Source organism: Oxalobacteraceae bacterium OTU3CAMAD1, from assembly GCA_024123915.1.
GTDB lineage: Bacteria > Pseudomonadota > Gammaproteobacteria > Burkholderiales > Burkholderiaceae_D > Rugamonas.
In genome coordinates, this window is the sequence record CP099650.1 from 4,424,473 (window position 1) to 4,443,286 (window position 18,814).

The following is an 18,814-nucleotide window of genomic DNA, read 5'->3' on the forward strand; positions in this document are numbered from 1 at the left end:
AGTTAGTGTTTTACCACTTCTGTTTGGCCGTCGGCTTTGGCGGCGGCTGCGGCCACCGCTTCCACCGGCGCGGTCTCCGTCAGCGGTTCAGGCAGACGTTCCAGCGCGATTTCCAGCACTTTGTCGATCCAACGCACCGGCACGATTTCCAGTTTGTTTTTGACATTGTCCGGGATGTCGGCCAGGTCCTTGACGTTCTGCTCGGGGATCAGCACGGTCTTGATGCCACCGCGCTGCGCCGCCAGCAGTTTCTCTTTGAGCCCACCGATCGGCAATACTTCGCCGCGCAGGGTGATCTCGCCCGTCATGGCCACGTCGGCGCGCACCGGAATGCCCGTGAACACCGACACCATCGCCACCGTCATCGCCGCGCCGGCCGAAGGACCGTCTTTCGGCGTCGCGCCTTCCGGCACGTGGATGTGGATGTCGCTCTTCTCGAACACTTCGTTCTTGATGCCGAGGCGGTTGGCACGGCTGCGCACCACGGTGCGGGCCGCTTCGATCGACTCCTTCATCACGTCGCCCAAAGTACCGGTGCGGATCACGCCGCCCTTGCCCGGCATCGACACGGCTTCGATGGTCAGCAGATCGCCGCCCACTTCGGTCCATGCCAGACCGACGACCTGGCCGATCTGATTCTCTTTCTCGGCCACGCCGAAGTCGTAGCGGCGCACGCCCAGGAACTTGTCCAGGTTTTTCGGCGTGACGGCGACTTTCTTCTCCGACTTCTTCAGCAAGAGCATCTTGACGACCTTGCGGCAGATCTTCGACACTTCGCGTTCCAGCGACCGCACGCCGGCTTCGCGGGTGTAGTAGCGGATGATGTCGCGCAAGGCGGCTTCGCTGACGGCGATCTCGTCTTCCTTCAGACCGTTGTTCTTGATCTGCTTAGGCAACAAGTAACGCTGGGCGATGCTGGTCTTCTCGTCTTCCGTGTAACCGGACAGGCGGATGACTTCCATGCGGTCCAGCAGCGCCGGCGGGATGTTGTACGAGTTCGACGTCGCCACGAACATCACGTCGGACAGATCGAAGTCGACTTCGATGTAGTGGTCCGAGAACGTATGGTTCTGTTCAGGGTCCAGCACCTCGAGCAGGGCCGACGACGGATCGCCGCGGAAGTCCGCGCCCATCTTGTCGATTTCATCCAGCAGGAACAGCGGATTGCGCACGCCGACCTTGGCCAGCGACTGCAGCACCTTGCCCGGCATCGAGCCGATGTAGGTACGGCGGTGGCCGCGGATCTCGGCCTCGTCGCGCACGCCGCCGAGCGCCATGCGGACGAACTTGCGGTTCGTGGCGCGGGCGATCGACTGGCCCAGCGAGGTTTTACCCACGCCTGGAGGACCGACGAAGCACAGGATCGGCGCTTTCAGCTTGTCGACGCGCTGTTGGACTGCAAGATATTCCAGGATGCGTTCTTTAACCTTGTCCAGGCCGTAGTGGTCGCCCTCGAGCACTTTTTCAGCGTTCGACAGGTCGTTGTTGACCTTGGACTTCTTCTTCCACGGCAGGCTGACCAGGGTGTCGATGTAGTTGCGCACAACGGTCGCTTCAGCCGACATCGGCGACATCAGCTTCAGCTTTTTCAGCTCGGCGGTGGCCTTGTCCAATGCCTCTTTCGGCATCTTCGCCAGCGCGACCTTCTTCTCCAGCTCGTCCAGATCGGCGCCGTCCTCGCCCTCGCCCAGTTCCTTCTGGATGGCTTTGACCTGCTCGTTCAGGTAGTACTCACGCTGCGACTTTTCCATCTGACGCTTGACGCGGCCACGGATGCGCTTCTCGACCTGCAGAATGTCGAGTTCGCCTTCCAGCTGGCCCAGCAGATGTTCCAGGCGCTTGGCGACGCTGAAGATTTCCAGGATCACCTGTTTCTGCTCGAGCTTCAGCGGCAGGTGCGCGGCGACGGTGTCGGCCAGGCGGCCGGCGTCGTCGATGCCCGACAGCGAAGCGAGGATTTCAGGCGGGATCTTTTTGTTCAGCTTGACGTACTGGTCGAACTGCTGAACGATCGCGCGGCGCATCGCTTCGATTTCCGAATCGTCGCCCAGCTCGGAATCGAGCGGCGTCAGGTCGGCCACGAAGTGCGTCGGCGTATCCGTGATGCGGTTGATGCGCGCGCGCTGCGAGCCCTCGACCAGCACCTTCACGGTACCGTCGGGCAGCTTCAGCATTTGCAGAATATTGGCCACGCAGCCGATCTCGTAGATATCGGAGGCAGAAGGTTCGTCCTTGGCGGCCGCTTTTTGCGCGGCAAGCATGATGCTCTTGCCCTGCTCCATTGCGGCTTCCAGCGCCTTGATCGACTTTGGTCGGCCTACGAAAAGTGGTATCACCATATGCGGGAAAACTACAACGTCCCGCAGCGGCAATAACGGCAGTTGAGTTTGCTCTGTTAATTTGGAAGTTGTCATGGCGTACCTTATGTGAAAGCGTGATTATGATGTGGGCGCTGATATGCCGAATCACAAGACCGGACTACAAGAAATAATTCCCTTAAAAAAGAGTCTTTTCAAAGTGGCCAGCCCATTCTAAAAGAACCATCCAATAAAAAAGCCACGCGCGACAGCGGCTGTCACGTGTGGCTTTTCGAATGAAGCCTGCTCTTTTATTGATTTAAATTGTACCGCCTTGCCTCACGGATGCGAAATGAATTTTGCGTCGGCGTGGGGCAAGTGTGCACAAGTTATTTAATTCTCACCAGAGGCTTTGGCCTGGTCTTGATATATCAATAAAGGTTTGGCGCCACTGGTGATCGTATTTTCATCGATAACCACTTTGGTGACATTGGTTTCATTTGGCAGCTCGTACATCGTGTCCAGCAAAGCGTGCTCCAGGATCGAACGCAGGCCGCGCGCGCCGGTCTTGCGGGCCAGCGCTTTCTTGGCGATGGCGTGCAGCGCGGCCGGACGAATCTCCAGCTCGGCGCCTTCCATGTCCAGCAGCTTCGAGTACTGTTTGACCAGCGCGTTCTTCGGCTCGATCAGGATCTGGATCAGCGCCTCTTCCGTCAGCTCCGACAGCGTGGCGACGACCGGCAGACGGCCGACCAGCTCGGGGATCAGGCCGAACTTGATCAGATCTTCCGGTTCCGCTTCCATCAGCACTTCGCTGGCGTTGCGTTCCTTCTTGCTCTTGACGCTGGCCGAGAAGCCGATGCCCGACTTTTCCGACCGGTTGGCGATGACCTTGGCCAGGCCGTCGAACGCGCCGCCGCAGATGAACATGATGTTGGTGGTGTCGATCTGCACGAAGTCCTGGTTAGGATGCTTGCGCCCGCCTTGCGGCGGCACCGACGCCATCGTGCCCTCGATCAGTTTCAACAGCGCCTGCTGCACGCCCTCGCCCGACACGTCGCGCGTGATGGACGGGTTGTCGGACTTGCGCGAGATCTTGTCGATCTCATCGATATAGACGATGCCGCGTTGCGCTTTCTCAACGTCGTAGTTGCAGCTCTGCAACAGTTTCTGGATGATATTCTCAACATCCTCGCCCACATAGCCCGCTTCGGTCAACGTGGTGGCGTCGGCGATGACGAACGGCACGTTCAACATGCGCGCCAGGGTTTGCGCCAGCAGGGTCTTGCCAGAGCCGGTAGGACCGACCAGCAAGATGTTGCTCTTGGCCAGTTCGATGTCGTCTTTCTTGCCCAGGTGCTTCAGACGCTTGTAGTGGTTGTACACGGCCACCGACAGGATGCGCTTGGCGGTTTGCTGGCCGATGACGTACTGGTCCAGCAAGTCCTTGATTTCATGCGGGGTTGGCAGGTCCGACTTGGCGCCGGCGACGGATTCGATGGCCGAGGTCTCGTCGCGGATGATGTCGTTGCACAGGTCGATGCATTCGTCGCAGATGAAGACCGACGGGCCGGCGATGAGTTTCTTTACCTCGTGCTGGCTCTTGCCGCAAAACGAGCAGTACAGTAATTTTTCGCCGCTGGAGGATTTTTTGTCTGACATGGGGCAGTTTTCTTTGAGTTACAGAATGGCTTTGCTGTTGCAGCATGTGTGGCGTTCCGGAAAAGTCCGCCTACCACTACATGCTACCCGAAATAAAAACGAAACGCCCGAACGATTGATCGCCCGGGCGCGTTTTACAGCAATACTCCGCAGCAATGCTGCGATGAAAGCATCAAGCCCGGTTGGACAACATTTTGTCGATCAATCCGTACTCTACAGCCTCTTCCGCCGACATGAAACGATCACGATCGGTGTCTTTGGCGATCTGCTCGACGGTTTGGCCGGTGCGTTCGGCCATGATGGCGTTCAGACGATGACGCAGATACAAGATTTCCTTGGCCTGGATCTCGATGTCGGACGCCATGCCTTGCGAGCCGCCCGAAGGCTGGTGAATCATGATGCGCGAGTTCGGCAGCGAGAAGCGCTTGCCCTTGGCGCCGGCGGCCAGCAGGAAGGCGCCCATCGAGGCGGCCATGCCGGTGCACAACGTCGAGACGTCGGGCTTGATGAACTGCATCGTATCGAAGATCGCCAGACCGGCCGAGACCGAACCGCCGGGGGAATTGATGTACAGCGAGATATCCTTGTCCGGATTTTCGCTTTCCAGGAACAACAGCTGGGCGACCACCAGGTTCGCCATCTGGTCGTTGACGGGACCGACCATGAAGATGATGCGTTCCTTGAGCAGGCGCGAGTAGATATCGTACGAACGCTCGCCGCGACCGCTTTGTTCGACCACCATCGGCACCAGGCCGAGCATTTCAGTGTCCAGCGCCGGATTACGGTTAAAACCAGTCATTCTATTTCCTTGTGAAGCAGCTAGGCCGGAGTGAAGATATTACTACAAATCGTTACAGCAAACTTGTCAGCTAAATTATCACTTCGGCCGTGCTGAATTACGCTTGAGCGTTGCTTCCCATCAGTTCGTCAAAGGCCACAACCTTGGACGACGTCTTCGACAGGCCCAGGACGTAGTTGACGACGTTTTCTTCCAATACAAGAGCTTCCACCTCGGCCAGACGGCGACGATCGCTGTAGTAGTACTTCAGCACTTCGCGCGGGTCTTCGTAGCTCTGGGCGAAGTCTTCGACTTGCGCTTTGACCTGCTCAGGCTGGGCTTGCAGCTTGTTCTCGCCGACCAGTTGCGACAGGATCAGGCCCAGGCGTACGCGACGCTCGGCTTTTTCCGCGAACAGTTCTTGCGGGAATGGCACGTCCTTGACGTTCATGCCGCGCTGTTCCATGTCCTGGCGGGTCATTTCGGCCAGGCGCTCGCTGTCCTGGGCGATCAGCGACTGCGGCACGTCCAGGGTGGCGGTTTTCACCAGCGCATCCATGACGGCTTCCTTGTTGCGGGCTTTGACACGGCCGGCGACTTCGCGTTCCAGGTTGACTTTGATGTCTTCGCGCATTTTGGCGACGTCGCCATCGGCCACGCCCAGCGATTTGGCGAATTCGGCATCGACTTCCGGCAGGTGCGCCCATTCCAGCTTTTTCAGGGTGATGGTGAACGACGCGGTTTTGCCGGCGACGTCTTTACCATGGTAGTCCTCTGGGAAAGCCAGCGGGAAGGTCTTGGCTTCGCCGACCTTCAGGCCGACGGTCGCGGCTTCGAATTCCGGCAGCATGCGGCCTTCGCCGAGCACGAACGGGTAGTCTTCAGCTTTGCCACCTGGGAACTCAACGCCGTCGATCGAGCCGACGAAGTCGACGGTCACGCGGTCGCCATTGGCAGCAACCGGCTCGCCGCCGTCGCCGTGTTCGCCGGCTTCGCCGGCTTCGCCTTTGGTGTGGAAGTGCACGCGCTGTTTGCGCAGGATTTCAATGGTCTTGTCGATCTCGGCTTCCGAGACGTCGGCCTTGACGGTTTCGATTTCCACCGTGGTCAGGTCGCCAACGACGACTTCCGGGTAGACTTCGAACGTCGCGTCGAAGGTCAGCACGCCTTCTGGCGAGTCTTCCTTCGGCTGGATGTTCGGGTAGCCAGCTACGCGCAGCTGGGCTTCGTTTGCGGCGTCGTTGAAAGCGCGGCCAACTTTGTCGTTCAACACTTCGGTCTCGATCTGATAACCGTACTGTGCTGCGACCATTTTCAGAGGAACTTTACCCGGACGGAAGCCTGGTGCCTTAGCCGTTTTGGCTTGCACTTTCAGGCGCTTCTCAACTTCGCTGCGGACTTCGGTCAGCGGGAAGGAGATCGTGATACGACGTTCGAGTTTGCCCAAGGTTTCGACTGCAGTTGCCATGTAAAAATCGTCCAAAAAAATAGTGATACAGTTGGTGCGAGGAGGGGGACTCGAACCCCCACACCATTGCTGGCGTCAGGACCTAAACCTGGTGCGTCTACCAATTTCGCCATCCTCGCGGCATGTTTGCACAAAAGCAAAGGGCGACTCGTAAGTGAAAACGGTCGCCCTGGCCCCACTATTCTCCGTGGGAGCTTTCAACTTCAACGCGGTATTCTAACGGGTTTTTTAGCGAAATGTGGTGATTTTTAAACTAAGCAAGGTATTCGGCTGTTTTTCGTCCATTTTTGCCTATTTAACCCGCAAAGCGGCCGGTTTTGGGGTCGTACCCCTAAGGGTACGACCCCGCCGTCAATGGGTTTTAACAGCGTCGCCGGTCGGCTTCTTAACGCGGAACCACGCCGCATAAAGCGCCGGCAGGAACAATAAGGTCAGCGCGGTCGCCACGATCAGGCCGCCCATGATCGCCACCGCCATCGGCCCCCAGAATACGGAACGCGACAACGGTATCATCGCCAGCGCGGCCGCCGCCGCCGTCAGGATGATCGGACGGCAACGACGCACCGCCGATTCGACGATCGCCGTCCACGGATCGTGGCCGGCCTTGATGTCCTGCTCGATCTGATCGACCAGGATCACCGAGTTGCGAATGATCATGCCGAACAGCGCGATGATGCCCAGGTTGGCGACAAAGCCCAGCGGACGGCCCAGCAACAGCAGCGCCATCGCCGCCCCGGCCACGCCCAGCGGACCGGTCAGGAACACCAGCAACGCCCGCGAGAAACTGTGCAGCTGCAGCATCAGCAAGGTGAAGATGATGAAGATCGCCAGCGGCAGGTTGGCCGCGATCGACGCCTCGGCCGAGCCGCTGTCGGCCGCCGCGCCCTTGACGGTGATTTTGTAGCCGGCCGGCAGCGCGTCGCGCAGCGCCTTCAACTTCGGATCGATCTGTCCGGACACGGTCGGTCCCTGGATGTGGTCGCCGACGTCAGCCTGGACGGTGATCGCCCATTCGCGCCCTTCCCGCCACACCACACCCGGCTCCCACACGAAGTGCGCGCGCGCCAGCTGGCTGATCGTCACGAACTTGCCGCTCGCGGTCGGGATATTCGTATCGTTCAGGATCGAGATCGTGTTGCGCTCGTCGATGGGCTGGCGGATCTGGATGTCTACCAGCTTGATGTCCTCGCGGAACTGGCCGACGGTGGTACCGGACAGAATCGTGTTGGCCGCGCGCATGACCGTCTGGGAAGTCACGCCAACGGCACGCATCTTGTCCTGATCCAGGTCCAAACGCAGCACCTTGATCGATTCGTTCCAGTTGTCGTTGACGCCCAGCGTGTTCGGGTTGTCACGCATGATGTCCTTGACCTGGTCGGCGATGGCGCGCACTTTCGCCACTTCCGTGCCCGTCACGCGGAACTGCACCGGATACGGCACCGGCGGACCATTCGGCAACAGCTTGACCCTGCCGCGCACCTCGGGGAAATCGACCTTGAAGACATCGACGATCTTCTGGCGCAATTCGGCGCGGGCCTTCAAATCCTTGGGCAACACGACGATCTGCGAGACGTTGGTTTGCGGGAAAATCTGGTCCAGCGGCAGATAGAAGCGCGGGCTGCCGGTGCCGACATAGCTGGTCACGCTGACCACGCCGGGCTGTTTGCGGATGAACGCCTCGAACTTCTTGACCTGCGCCTCGTTGGCCGCGAAGGTCGTCCCCTCCGGCGTCCACATCTCGACCATCAGTTCGGGACGGCTGGAATCCGGGAAGAACTGCTTCTCGATGAAATTAAAGCCGTACACGCCCAGCGCGAACACCGCCAGCGACAGCACAATCGTCGTTTTGCGGAACTCGACGCACCAGTTGACCACCGCGCGGAAGCGGCGGAAGCCGGGCGTGTCGAACAGGTCGTGCTCGCTCGCGCCATCGGCGTGCGGCTTGACCTTCAGCAAGATATAGCCGAGGTAAGGCGTGAACGTCACGGCCACCACCCACGAAATGATCAGCGCCAGCGCGTTGACCGAGAACAGCGAGAACGTGTACTCGCCGGCGGCCGACTTGGCCAGGCCGATCGGCAGGAAGCCGGCCACGGTGATCAGGGTGCCGGTCAGCATCGGGATCGCGGTCGAGGTGTAGGCGAAGGTGGCCGCGTCGAAGCGCGACATGCCCTCCTCCATCTTGCGCACCATCATTTCGACCGCGATGATGGCGTCGTCCACCAGCAGGCCCAGCGCGATGATCAGCGCGCCCAGCGAGATCTTGTGCAGGTCGATGTCGAGCATGCGCATGAACAGGAAGGTCACGGCCAGCACCAGCGGAATGCTCAGCGCCACCACCAGGCCCGGACGGATGTCCAGGCGGAATGGCTTGGTGTGCAGGCCGAGCGCGACGAAACTGACGGCCAGCACGATCAGCACCGCTTCGATCAGTGTATGGACGAACTCGCCCACGGACGCCTTGACCGCCTCGGGCTGGTCGGAAACGCGCTCGAGCTCGATACCGACGGGCAGCTTGGCCTTCATCTCGGCCACGGTTTTCTCCATGTGCTTGCCGAGTTCGATGATATTGCCGCCCTTCTCCATCGACACGCCCAGGCCGATCACTTCCTTGCCGTTAAAGCGCATCTTGTCGCCCGGCGGGTCCTGGTACTGGCGCTTGATGGTGGCGAAGTCGCCCAGGCGGAACGTGGTGCCGTTGGCGCGCAGTTCCAGCTCTTCCAGGTCCTTGACGGTTTTCAGCGCGCCGGTGACGCGCACCTGCAGGTTGTCGGTCGGCGTGACCAGCACGCCGGTCGACTCGACGCTGTTCTGCGTGGCGATCTGGTTGGCGATGGTCTCGATCGGGATGCCCAGCTGGGAAAACTTCTTGTGCGAGAACTCGATGTTGATCTTCTCGTCCTGCACGCCGAACAGCTCGACCTTGGACACCATTTTCACGCCCAGCAACTGCTGGCGCACGAAATCGGCGTAGTCCTTCATCTCGGCATAGGTGAAACCGTCGCCCGACAGCGCGAAGATCGACCCGTAGGTATCGCCGAACTCGTCGTTGAAGAACGGCCCCTGCACACCCGGCGGCAAGGTGCCGCGCATGTCGCCGATCTTCTTGCGCACCTGGTACCAGGACTGCGCGACCTCTTTCGGCGGCGTCGATTCGAGCAGCTTGAGGATGATCAGGGTCTCGCCCGGCTTCGAATAGCTGCTGATCTCATCGATGCCTGGTGTTTCCTGCAACTTCTTTTCCAGCTTGTCGGTGACCTGCTCGGCCACCTGCAGCGCGGTCGCGCCCGGCCAGTTGGCGCGCACCACCATCGCCCGGAAGGTGAACGGCGGGTCCTCGTCCTGGCCCAGGTTGCTATAACTGAGGGCGCCGCCGATGAGCAGCACCGCGATCAGATAGCGGGTCAGCGGGATATGTTCGAGCGCCCAGCGTGAGAGGTTGAAGCCATTCATTTGGCGACCCCGGCCGCAGGCGCCGCAGGAGTGGCCGGCGCTGCCTGCGCCGGTGCCGCCAGTGGCACGTCGTTACCGAGGATCTTAACTTTCTGGCCCGGCTTGAGCAGATGCACGCCCGCCGTGACGATGGTCTGGCCGGGCTTGACGCCGCTCCCGAGGATCAAGTCGTTGCCGGCCGCGCCGGTGACCGTGACCGGCACCAGCTTGGCGACACCGCCCTCCACCACCCAGACCGAGGTCACCGATTTCTCGTTGAACAAGGCCGTCAGCGGCACCTTGATCTGTGGCGTCTCCGTCTTCGACGCGAACCGCACCACCGCCGTCATGCCCAGCTTGGCTTCGGCCAGACTGTCGGGAATCGTCACCTTGGCGGTGTAGGTGCGGGTGGCGGGATCGGCCACCGGCGAAATCTCGCGGATCTTGCCGATCACCGTTTTGCTCGGATCGGCCCACAGCCGCACATGCACGTCCGAAATCTTGCGCAGGATATCGACCTTATCCTCCGGCAAGCCGATGACGATCTCCTTCTCGCCGGACTTGGCCACGCGCACCACCTCGGTGCCGGGTTGGACCACCTGGCCCGCCTCGGCCGACACCGCCGTCACGACGCCGTCGACATCGGACACCAGCGCCGCATAGCCGGCCTGGTTCGATTGTCCGCGATAGGCCGCCTGGGACGCCTCGACATTGGACTGCGCGGACTTGAAGGTGGACTCCTTCTCGTCGAGCACCGCCTGGCTGACGAAATTCTTGGCGCGCAGCTCCTGGTAGCGTTTCAGCTCGGCCTTGGCCAGGTCGCGGCTGGTTTCAGCGGAACGCAGCGCGGCCAGCGACTGGGCCTGCGATAATTTCAAATCCTGCGGATCGAGCTGCATCAGCACCTGGCCCTTCTTGACCAAGGTGCCGACATCGACCTTGCGGCTGACGATCTTGCCGGCGACGCGGAAGCCCAGGCGCGACTCGACGCGGGCGCGCACCTCGCCGGAGAACTCGGCGTTGACATCGACGTCGCTGCTGCTCAGGACGATGGCGCGCACGGGACGGATATCTTCGGTTTTCTCGACGGGCTTGGAGCAGGCGGCCAGGGTGGCGGCCATCAGCAACGCAATTAATAATGGGGAAATCTGACGCGGAATTTTGGGGGCGACCACAGTACTTTCCTTTTCCTTGCTCTGGAGGGTAGTTGGCACTACTATTACGGGTTGGAAATAAATGACTTTCCGTTAATTAATTATAAGCCGAGCAAATCCGTTTGCAAATGACTTTTGCGTCATTAATCTAAAAATATTGCTTTAGGCTGGGTGTGTATGTCAGTTGATCACTACGAGAATTTCCCCGTTGCTTCCATTTTGTTACCAAGTCGTCTACGTCCAGCGGTCGAAGCCATCTATGCCTTCGCCCGCAGCGCCGACGATATCGCCGACGAGGGCGACGCCACGCCGGAGGAACGGCTGGCCGCCCTGAGCGCCTACGAAGCCGCGCTCGACCGCATCGCCGCCGGCGACAGCGGCCACGCGCCGATGTTCGAGCGGCTGGCGCAAGTGGTGCGCGAGTACGGGCTGCCGCTCAAGCCGATGTACGAGTTGCTGTCGGCCTTCAAGCAGGATGTGGTGGTCAGCCGCTACCAGACTTATGAGGCGGTGCTGGACTATTGCTCGCGGTCGGCCAATCCGGTCGGCCACCTGATGCTGCATTTATATGGCGCCGCCGACGAGCAGAACCTGCGCGACTCGGACGCGATCTGCAGCGCCCTACAGCTGATCAATTTTTTGCAGGACGTGGCGATCGACCTGCACAAGGAGCGCATTTATATTCCGCTGGAGGACCTGAACCGCTACGCCATCCTGCCGGGAGCGTTGGACCAGGCCAGCGCCCGCCCCCGCTGGCGCTCGATGATGAAGTTCGAGGTCGATCGCGCGCGCGCCCTGATGCTGAGCGGCGCGCCGCTGGCACTGCGGTTGAAGGGACGGATCGGCTTCGAGCTGCGGATGATGGTGCAAGGCGGCCTGCGTATCCTCGACGCCATCGAAGAGGCGGAATACGATGTCTTCCTGCATCGTCCGAAGCTGACGAAACGGGATTGGCTGAGCGTGTTCTGGGCGTCGGTGCGCATGAAACGGCAACTGAAACGGGTGCTGAGCGCGGCATAAACGCTGCGGGCCGCCCGTGCTTGCCAGAAGGATAACAGTGCTTCTATACTGCGTTTTGACCTCAAGTTGAGAAAGCCAGCACAGATGCCTCTACCACCAGACCCCGCCGCGCCGGCCGATTTCGATTTCATCATCGGCGATTGGCGCGTCGAACACCATCGCCTCAATGCGCGCATGTGCGGTTGCGCCGAATGGACGGATTTCGAAGGGCTATCCTCGACGAGCAAGATACTTGGCGGCTTCGGGAATCTGGAAGACAACATCCTGCACTTCCCCGAAGGCTCGGTACGCGCGGTGGCGATGCGTTCGTATTGCCGCGAAACCGGGGAGTGGTCGATCTGGTGGCTGGACGGCCGCAATCCCACGCAACTCGATACGCCCGTGGTGGGCAAGTTCGACGACCACATCGGCTTATTCTTCGCCGACGATATGCTGGACGGGAAAGCGATCAAGGTCCGCTTTACCTGGACCGCGACGCCGGGCGAAAATCCGCGCTGGGAACAAGCATTTTCGAACGACGCCGGGCGCACCTGGGAAACCAATTGGAAGATGGAGTTCTTCAGGATAGGCTCGTAGAGGAGAACAGCCATGTCCACACATCGAATTTTCACAATGCCGTTCTCGAAGGTTTACCCGATGTACGTCCAAAAGGCGGAGCGGAAAAACCGGACCAAGGACGAAGTCGACCAGATTATTTGCTGGCTGACGGGTTATGAAAAGCCGGAACTGGATCGGCAGCTAGAACAGGAAAGCGATTTCCAGACATTCTTTGCCAACGCCCCGGCACTGCACCCGAACGTCTCGCTCATCAAAGGAGTGGTCTGCGGCGTCCGGGTGGAGGACGTCGAGGACCCGCTGATGCAAAAGATCCGCTATCTGGACAAGCTGGTCGACGAGCTGGCCAAAGGAAAGCCGATGACAAAAATACTGCGGGAATAAACAAAACTCGCTGCGGGGTCAAGTCTGTCATTCGGACATGAGCTCGACTATCGCTGGACATGCTCCTGATTCGCGGCACGTAGAACAAGAACGGAAAAATGAAAAAAGCGCTATTTATATGCAGCCAGAATCGATTGCGCAGCCCTACCGCTGAACAGATATTCGCTGGCTGGCCGGATGTAGAAACAGACTCAGCTGGCTTAGGTGGCGATGCCACTGTACCGCTCTCGCCGGAGCAGATTGCTTGGTCAAACATCATTTTTGTCATGGAGAAGGCGCATCGAAACCGTCTCTCCGCCAAATTTGGCAAATATCTGAATGGCAAGCGCGTCATCTGCCTGGACATTCCCGACGACTACGAATACATGCAGCCTGAGCTCATCAAGTTGTTGGAGGCAAAAGCCGGAAAATTCTTGCGTGCTTCTTCGTAGCAGGGGCGGCCAGTAGTAGGCTCCCCCCGGCAAGCCTACCTCTCAATTTCGAGAACAATATGAAAAAATTTTTGATTACCTTATTCAGCAGCACCTTGGGTTCCATCTTCGGCAGCTATTTGTACACCTTGATTCAGGGACCGGCCACCGGCTACCGATGGGGTCCGACAATACTATTCGGCCTGGCCTTCGGGACGATCTCATATTTTTTCAGCAGAAGAAATCAAACGAGTCGTCAACAAATATCGCCCGACGCGACGAAATGACGAGGCTGGCGGCAATCTACGATGCCATTCTGTGGCTGAGGTCGGAAAAAACGGGCAAGAAATTCCCTGTCGTTCAATTCTCTGCCGACACGGACATGGCAACGAATGGTTGGGTATCGCTGACAAGCGGCGTCAATCACGATCTGGTTGTGACGACCCTGACCGACGATGAATTCAACAAGACGTTGGAGGATTCAAGCGGGTACCTTCTGCTGGAAGAGCGCGTGAACAAAATCCTGAACAGGACCGACCTGCTCGCCTCTTGGGTTGCGGTGATCGTGGAGCCTAGCTATGACGTCGATATCACCACGTTGTCCTTTCAGGAATTTCGCAAGATAGCCAAGCAGCCACAGTTGCTCTACCGGGATATTTACAGCCCTGACGGATTGGCGGCCATTGAGACCGAAGTCTCCCGTCGAGATTTTGAACGAAAAGGCGGGAAGCTTCTGGTTTTAACGGGCCGCTGATCGTCGGAGGCCGCCGTTAAGGTGCTTGCAAAGCGATAATCCTGCTCTTGGTCTCGTCGCTGAAGCCCGCAAATTCCTCCTCGGTAAACACGCCATTTTGTCGTAAAAATAAAATCTTGAAAATGGCGTTTGAGCGTTTTAAATCGTTAAACATGTCACCCAATTCGCGGTCGCGACCATGCACTAATTTGTACAATGCAAGATAGCGCGGGTGCGCAGGATCCTCGTGCTTGGAGGCTATCTTTTCGAATTCTGACAGTATCCGCCTGCAATAACGATCCAGCAGAACCGGCTTCAGATCCCGCACATGTCTCCAATCAGATTCTTTGATGTCTGGCATGACTTCATCTAGTAAGGTTAAAGCAGAATTTTATCGAATTCCGTCGACCACGCGTCGCAGCAATGATCGCCAGAACAGCAAGCCACGTCCGATATTTGCGGATTTCCATGCATCGCTTGGTGAAATTCGCAATTGCCGTAGTGGCAAGTTTCTCGCAAAATGAGGGGCAATTAGACCATCCACCATAAAAATCGGAGACCCACCAACATGACAGATCACGTCCGCGCGGCCACACTCATCGCGATGACCACCGTTGTTGCCGCCATGGCGAGCGCCACCGCCGAAACCATCACCGTCAAATCGCCCGGCGGCAGCAATGTGGTGACCATCGACAGCGATAAACTGACCTATTCGGTCAGCCGCAACGGCAAGGTCATCATCGAGCCGTCGCCGCTCGGACTCAATCTGGACATCGGCACGATCGGCCCCGGCGCCAAGCTGACCGGCCGCACCGGCGGCAACGTCAACGACACCTACGACATCGTCGTCGGCAAGGCGCGCAGCGCGCCCGACCGCTATACCCACGCCGACCTGGCGTTCACCGCCGCCGGCAAGCCGTTCAACTTCCACCTGCTGGTGCGGGCCTACGACGACGGCGTCGCCTTCCGCTACACCCTGCCGGAACAGGCCGGCCTGAGCACTGTTAAGGTCAAGAGCGAGAACACGCAGTTCAACTTCGCCAAAGACTACGATTGCTGGGGCGCCAACATGGGCCGCTTCGACACCAGTTTCGAGGCCGAGTACGACCAGACCAAGGCGTCGAAGCTGCGCAACTTCCACCACTACATCTCGCCACTGGTGTGCAAGACCGGCGCCGGCCAGACCACCTTCGCCATCGCCGAGTCCGACGTCAAGGACTATCCCGGCTTCTTCCTGTCCGGACGCGGCGACGCCGGACTGGGCGTGGCCGTCACCTTGCCGCCGCGCTTCGACAACGACCGCAACTTCCGCTCCCGCAAAACCATCTCCGCCAGCGTGCAGTTGAAGGGACAAGGGTTCCAGACGCCGTGGCGCGTGGTGATGCTGGCCGACGCGCCGGGCGACCTGGCCGCCTCGTCGCTGATTCCAACCCTGGCCGCGCCGTCGCAAATCAAGGACACCAGCTGGATCAAGCCGACCAAGACGTCGTGGGACTGGTGGAACGATTGGGCCGTCGACGTGCCCAACGCCGGCGTCAACACCGCCACCTACAAGGCCTTCATCGACTTTTCCAAGAAGATGAAGCTGGAGGATATCCTGATCGACGAGGGCTGGTCCGTCGGCAGCGATATCGAGCCGAACAAGGACGCCGACGTCACGCGCGGCAAGCCGGAAATGGACATGCCCGCCCTGCTCCAATACGCCAAGTCGCAAGGCGTGGGCGTGTGGCTGTGGTTGCAGTGGCAACAGCTCGACAACCAGATGGACGCGGCCTTCAAGCAGTACGAGGCCTGGGGCATCAAGGGCGTCAAGGTGGACTTCATGAACCGCAACGACCAGGAAATGGTCGATTGGTACCACAAGGTGCTGGAGAAGGCGGCCAAGCACCACCTGATGGTCAACCTGCACGGCGCCTATCCTCCGACCGGTCTGAACCGCACCTGGCCGAACTACATCACGCAAGAAGGCGTGCTGGGCGCCGAGAACAACAAGTGGAGCGCGCGCATCACGGCCGGCCACAACGTCACCTTGCCGTTCACCCGCATGATCCTGGGGCCGATGGATTACACGCCGGGCGGCTTCCGCAACACCACGCCGGCCAAGTTCCAGCACCGCAACCACGAGCCGATGGTGATGACCACGCGCGGCCAGGCCGTCGCCATGTACGTGGTCTATGACAGCCCGTTCCAGATGGTGTCGGACGCGCCGGCCGCCTACGTCAACGCCGACGGCGCCGAGTTCGTGCAGACGGTGCCAACGTCGTGGGACGAGACCCGCATCCTGTCGGGCGATATCGGCCAGTACATCGTCTCGGCGCGGCGCAAGGGCGACACCTGGTACATCGGCGCGATGACCAACGAGGCGGGCCGCACGTTGAAGGTGCCGCTGTCGTTCCTCGGCAAAGGCGCGTTCAACGCGCACGTACTGCAGGACGGCGCCGATCCGACCCGCCTGAAGGCGAGCGACAGCAAGGTCTCGGCGACGGCAACGCTGACGTTGAAGCTGGCGCCATCCGGCGGCGCGGTGGCGGTGATCAAACCGTAATTGCGGGGGCGTTAATGGTCCGCGGCGACGGCTTCGCCGCCGGCGTCGCGGTGCACGATCGGCAGCACCACACGGAACGTGCTGCCCCGCCCCACTTCGCTGTCGACCTCGATGCGCCCGCTGTGCTTTTGCACGATGCCGTAGGTCACCGATAGTCCCAGCCCCGTGCCCTTGCCGATCGGCTTGGTGGTGAAGAACGGGTCGAAGATGCGCTTCAGGTTGTCCGGATCGATGCCGCTGCCGGTGTCGGTGACCGAGAACCAGACGTGCTCGCCGTCAATGCCGGTGCGCAAGGTGATCTTGCCGTGCCCCGGCCGGATCGCGTGCGCGGCGTTGACCACCAGGTTCATGACCACCTGGTTGATTTGCGACGACAGGCATTCGATCTCCGGAATGTCGCCGTACTCCTTGACGACCTCGGCGTTGTACTTGATTTCGTTGGCGACGATGTTCAGCGTCGAGTCGATACCGTGGTGCAGATTGAACAGCTGCCACTCCTTCTGCGCGTCGGCGTGCGAAAAATCCTTCAAGTCCTGGACGATGCGCCGCACCCGTTCCAGCCCTTCGGTCGATTCGGCCATCAGCTCCGGAATATCGCTGCGCAAATAGCCCAGGTCCATTTCCGCGCGCATCGTCTTCAGCCGCGACACCACCTCGGCCGACGCGATGGCGGACTCGGCCTCCTCATACGCGCTGAGCATGTCGCACAGGCTGCCGACGTAGCGCTGCAAGGTGGAAAAATTAGAGTTGATGTAGCCGATGGGGTTGTTGATCTCGTGCGCGACGCCGGCCGCCAGCTGGCCGATCGACGCCATCTTGTCCGATTGCAGCAGCTGGTGGCGGGTCGTCTCCAGCTTATTGTTCAGCTCGCGCAGTTCGACGTTGCTGATGCTGAGTTGATCCATCATCTGCTGCTTGTCCGACAGCTGCTCGGCCAGTTGGCGGTTGCGCTTGCCCAACTCCTGCGACATCACCTCCAGCGAATTTTCGATCAGCAAGCGATCATGCTCGAAGCTGGCATAGGCGTCGTCGACCGCCTTGCTCAAGCCTTCCAGGTCGATCTGGCCGTCGCGGCAATACTTCTTGAGCTGGCGCGCCAGCAATGGATGCATGGCCTATTCCTCGCTGAAGGTGGTGACGGTCATGGTTTGATTGTGCAGCTCGCAACGGGTCAGCGCGCTGTGGGGCGCGATTTCGCCGTAGGAATAGAAGCCGGTCAAGGTCGTGCGCGGCCCCAGCACCTCTGCGACGCCCTCGGTCTCCTCCTCGATGCGCTGCTGCAGCACCAGTTTGCGGCCGATGCAGCTGATCAGGATGGCCAGCTCCGGCGCGTGGCCGTCGAGCTGGGTCAGCGTGTCCTCGGCGGCGCCGATGGCGCCGTCGACCAGCCGGTTGAAATTGGCCTTCATCAACTGCGCGCGGGCGCCGACCGGCATGTCGCCAGCGAAGGTCATGCTTTGCGCCCCCTCGTCGATGCCCAGGATGGTGCGCACGACGTAGGTGTCCGCGTCCGGCAGATGCAGCGCCAGCGGGAACAGCAAGCCCGACGATGGCAAGTCCTCGGCCTGCTTGCCGAGGTAGATTTTATACAGGCTCAGCGCCGACTCGCCGTCCAGTTCGAAGAGCGTGTTGCCCTCGGCGCGGGTGATCAGCCGTTCCGGCCCGAAGGCATCCCAACCGCCCAGCGAGCCGTAGCCGACGCGCAAGCGCTCGCCGTAGAAACCGATGGCGGCGATGCGGTGCGAGGCGGCCGGCGCGTCCGCGATGACGACCGTGGCGCCGAAGTCCGGCCCGTCGCCGGCCAGGCCACCGGTGACGTTGACGCCGGCCGGGAGCGAAGTGCGCAGACCCTGCACCAGTTCGCTGCCGTTGACGGCCAGCCCGTCCGACAGCACCAGCACATGGCGCAGTTGCTCGCCCAGCAGTTGCGCCGACAGCGTGGCGCCGGCCTGGCGGCTGTCGGCGGCCAGCTCCAGGGTGGCGGAGACCAGCGCGACGCGGGTCGCGGCGAAACTGACGGCGGTGACCACCAGGCTGTCGTCGTGCACTTCGGTGCCGCATATCTCGCCGGCGGTGCTGCAGCCGGCGATCACGGCGTCCGGACAGGCCTGGCGCAGCGCCGGGAACAAGGATGTCGATTGCAACAGCGCGCGGGCGCCGAACACCAGCAGCAGGTCGGCATCGGCCGGCAACGCGAGGCCGCCCACCGCCGCGAGGTCGGAAGTGTGGAATTGAGCCATGCGCATGGGTATTCTCCTCGTAGGGACGTGCAAGAGCGACGGTGTGGACCTGAGAAAGATTGTAGTGAAATCGCTTCCCGCTGTCGCTTAATTTCCCCTGAGGCAAGCTCGTTTAAGGCTCCTATGCAACATTTTC

The 18,814-nt window shown here is 60.3% G+C and carries 15 protein-coding genes and 1 tRNA gene; 6 read left to right on the plus strand and 10 right to left on the minus strand.

From position 1 onward, the window contains the following. Positions 1 to 2 precede the first annotated feature (2 nt). From lon to NHH88_19070, 7 genes are all read right to left on the minus strand, one after another. Positions 3 to 2,414: an endopeptidase La gene (lon, locus tag NHH88_19040; GenBank protein ID USX11798.1), complete on the minus strand. Its 2,412-nt coding sequence runs from the start codon at positions 2,412 to 2,414 to the stop codon at positions 3 to 5. 276 nt (positions 2,415 to 2,690) lie between these two features. Beyond that, on the minus strand, positions 2,691 to 3,959 hold the full coding sequence (gene clpX, locus NHH88_19045; GenBank protein USX11799.1) for an ATP-dependent Clp protease ATP-binding subunit ClpX: 1,269 nt from the start codon (positions 3,957 to 3,959) through the stop codon (positions 2,691 to 2,693). A 172-nt stretch (positions 3,960 to 4,131) separates the two neighbouring features. After that, complete coding sequence (gene clpP / locus NHH88_19050; GenBank protein ID USX17378.1) at positions 4,132 to 4,719, minus strand: ATP-dependent Clp endopeptidase proteolytic subunit ClpP; 588 nt, start codon at positions 4,717 to 4,719, stop codon at positions 4,132 to 4,134. A 136-nt stretch (positions 4,720 to 4,855) separates the two neighbouring features. After that, complete coding sequence (gene tig, locus NHH88_19055) at positions 4,856 to 6,205, minus strand: trigger factor (protein ID USX11800.1); 1,350 nt, start codon at positions 6,203 to 6,205, stop codon at positions 4,856 to 4,858. Between the two features lie 32 nt (positions 6,206 to 6,237). After that, a tRNA-Leu gene (locus NHH88_19060) sits at positions 6,238 to 6,324 on the minus strand. A gap of 232 nt (positions 6,325 to 6,556) precedes the next feature. Then, on the minus strand, positions 6,557 to 9,658 hold the full coding sequence (locus tag NHH88_19065; GenBank protein ID USX11801.1) for an efflux RND transporter permease subunit: 3,102 nt from the start codon (positions 9,656 to 9,658) through the stop codon (positions 6,557 to 6,559). After that, positions 9,655 to 10,812, minus strand: coding sequence for an efflux RND transporter periplasmic adaptor subunit (locus NHH88_19070; GenBank protein USX11802.1), 1,158 nt, complete (start codon positions 10,810 to 10,812; stop codon positions 9,655 to 9,657). Before NHH88_19070 ends, NHH88_19065 begins: the two co-directional genes overlap by 4 nt. A gap of 156 nt (positions 10,813 to 10,968) precedes the next feature. Here NHH88_19070 and hpnC point away from each other — a divergent pair, with 156 nt between their 5' ends. The 5 genes from hpnC (at position 10,969) to NHH88_19095 (ending at position 13,914) form a co-directional block, all read left to right on the plus strand. Beyond that, positions 10,969 to 11,811 carry a squalene synthase HpnC gene (gene hpnC / locus NHH88_19075; GenBank protein USX11803.1) on the plus strand — a complete coding sequence of 281 codons (843 nt, stop codon included), beginning with the start codon at positions 10,969 to 10,971 and terminating at the stop codon, positions 11,809 to 11,811. Between the two features lie 84 nt (positions 11,812 to 11,895). Continuing rightward, complete coding sequence (locus tag NHH88_19080) at positions 11,896 to 12,387, plus strand: DUF1579 domain-containing protein (GenBank protein USX11804.1); 492 nt, start codon at positions 11,896 to 11,898, stop codon at positions 12,385 to 12,387. A gap of 12 nt (positions 12,388 to 12,399) precedes the next feature. Then, positions 12,400 to 12,750, plus strand: coding sequence for a DUF2200 domain-containing protein (locus tag NHH88_19085; protein USX11805.1), 351 nt, complete (start codon positions 12,400 to 12,402; stop codon positions 12,748 to 12,750). Positions 12,751 to 12,848: 98 nt separating this feature from the next. Then, entirely contained in the window at positions 12,849 to 13,181 is a 333-nt protein-coding gene (locus tag NHH88_19090; GenBank protein USX11806.1) for a low molecular weight protein tyrosine phosphatase family protein, read from the plus strand. Between the two features lie 262 nt (positions 13,182 to 13,443). Further along, positions 13,444 to 13,914 carry a hypothetical protein gene (locus tag NHH88_19095; protein USX11807.1) on the plus strand — a complete coding sequence of 157 codons (471 nt, stop codon included), beginning with the start codon at positions 13,444 to 13,446 and terminating at the stop codon, positions 13,912 to 13,914. Between the two features lie 16 nt (positions 13,915 to 13,930). Here NHH88_19095 and NHH88_19100 read toward each other — a convergent pair whose 3' ends face one another. Beyond that, complete coding sequence (locus tag NHH88_19100; protein USX11808.1) at positions 13,931 to 14,254, minus strand: hypothetical protein; 324 nt, start codon at positions 14,252 to 14,254, stop codon at positions 13,931 to 13,933. Positions 14,255 to 14,461: 207 nt separating this feature from the next. Between NHH88_19100 and NHH88_19105 the strand changes: the two genes are divergently transcribed. Continuing rightward, the gene (locus tag NHH88_19105) at positions 14,462 to 16,438 is read left to right on the plus strand and encodes a glycoside hydrolase family 97 protein (GenBank protein ID USX11809.1); all 1,977 of its coding nucleotides are present in this window, start codon (positions 14,462 to 14,464) and stop codon (positions 16,436 to 16,438) included. Between the two features lie 11 nt (positions 16,439 to 16,449). Here NHH88_19105 and NHH88_19110 read toward each other — a convergent pair whose 3' ends face one another. Together NHH88_19110 and NHH88_19115 are read right to left on the minus strand one after the other, a co-directional pair. Continuing rightward, the gene (locus tag NHH88_19110; GenBank protein USX11810.1) at positions 16,450 to 17,550 is read right to left on the minus strand and encodes an ATP-binding protein; all 1,101 of its coding nucleotides are present in this window, start codon (positions 17,548 to 17,550) and stop codon (positions 16,450 to 16,452) included. Positions 17,551 to 17,553: 3 nt separating this feature from the next. Next, complete coding sequence (locus tag NHH88_19115) at positions 17,554 to 18,684, minus strand: FIST C-terminal domain-containing protein (GenBank protein USX11811.1); 1,131 nt, start codon at positions 18,682 to 18,684, stop codon at positions 17,554 to 17,556. Between the last annotated feature and the right edge of the window lie 130 nt (positions 18,685 to 18,814).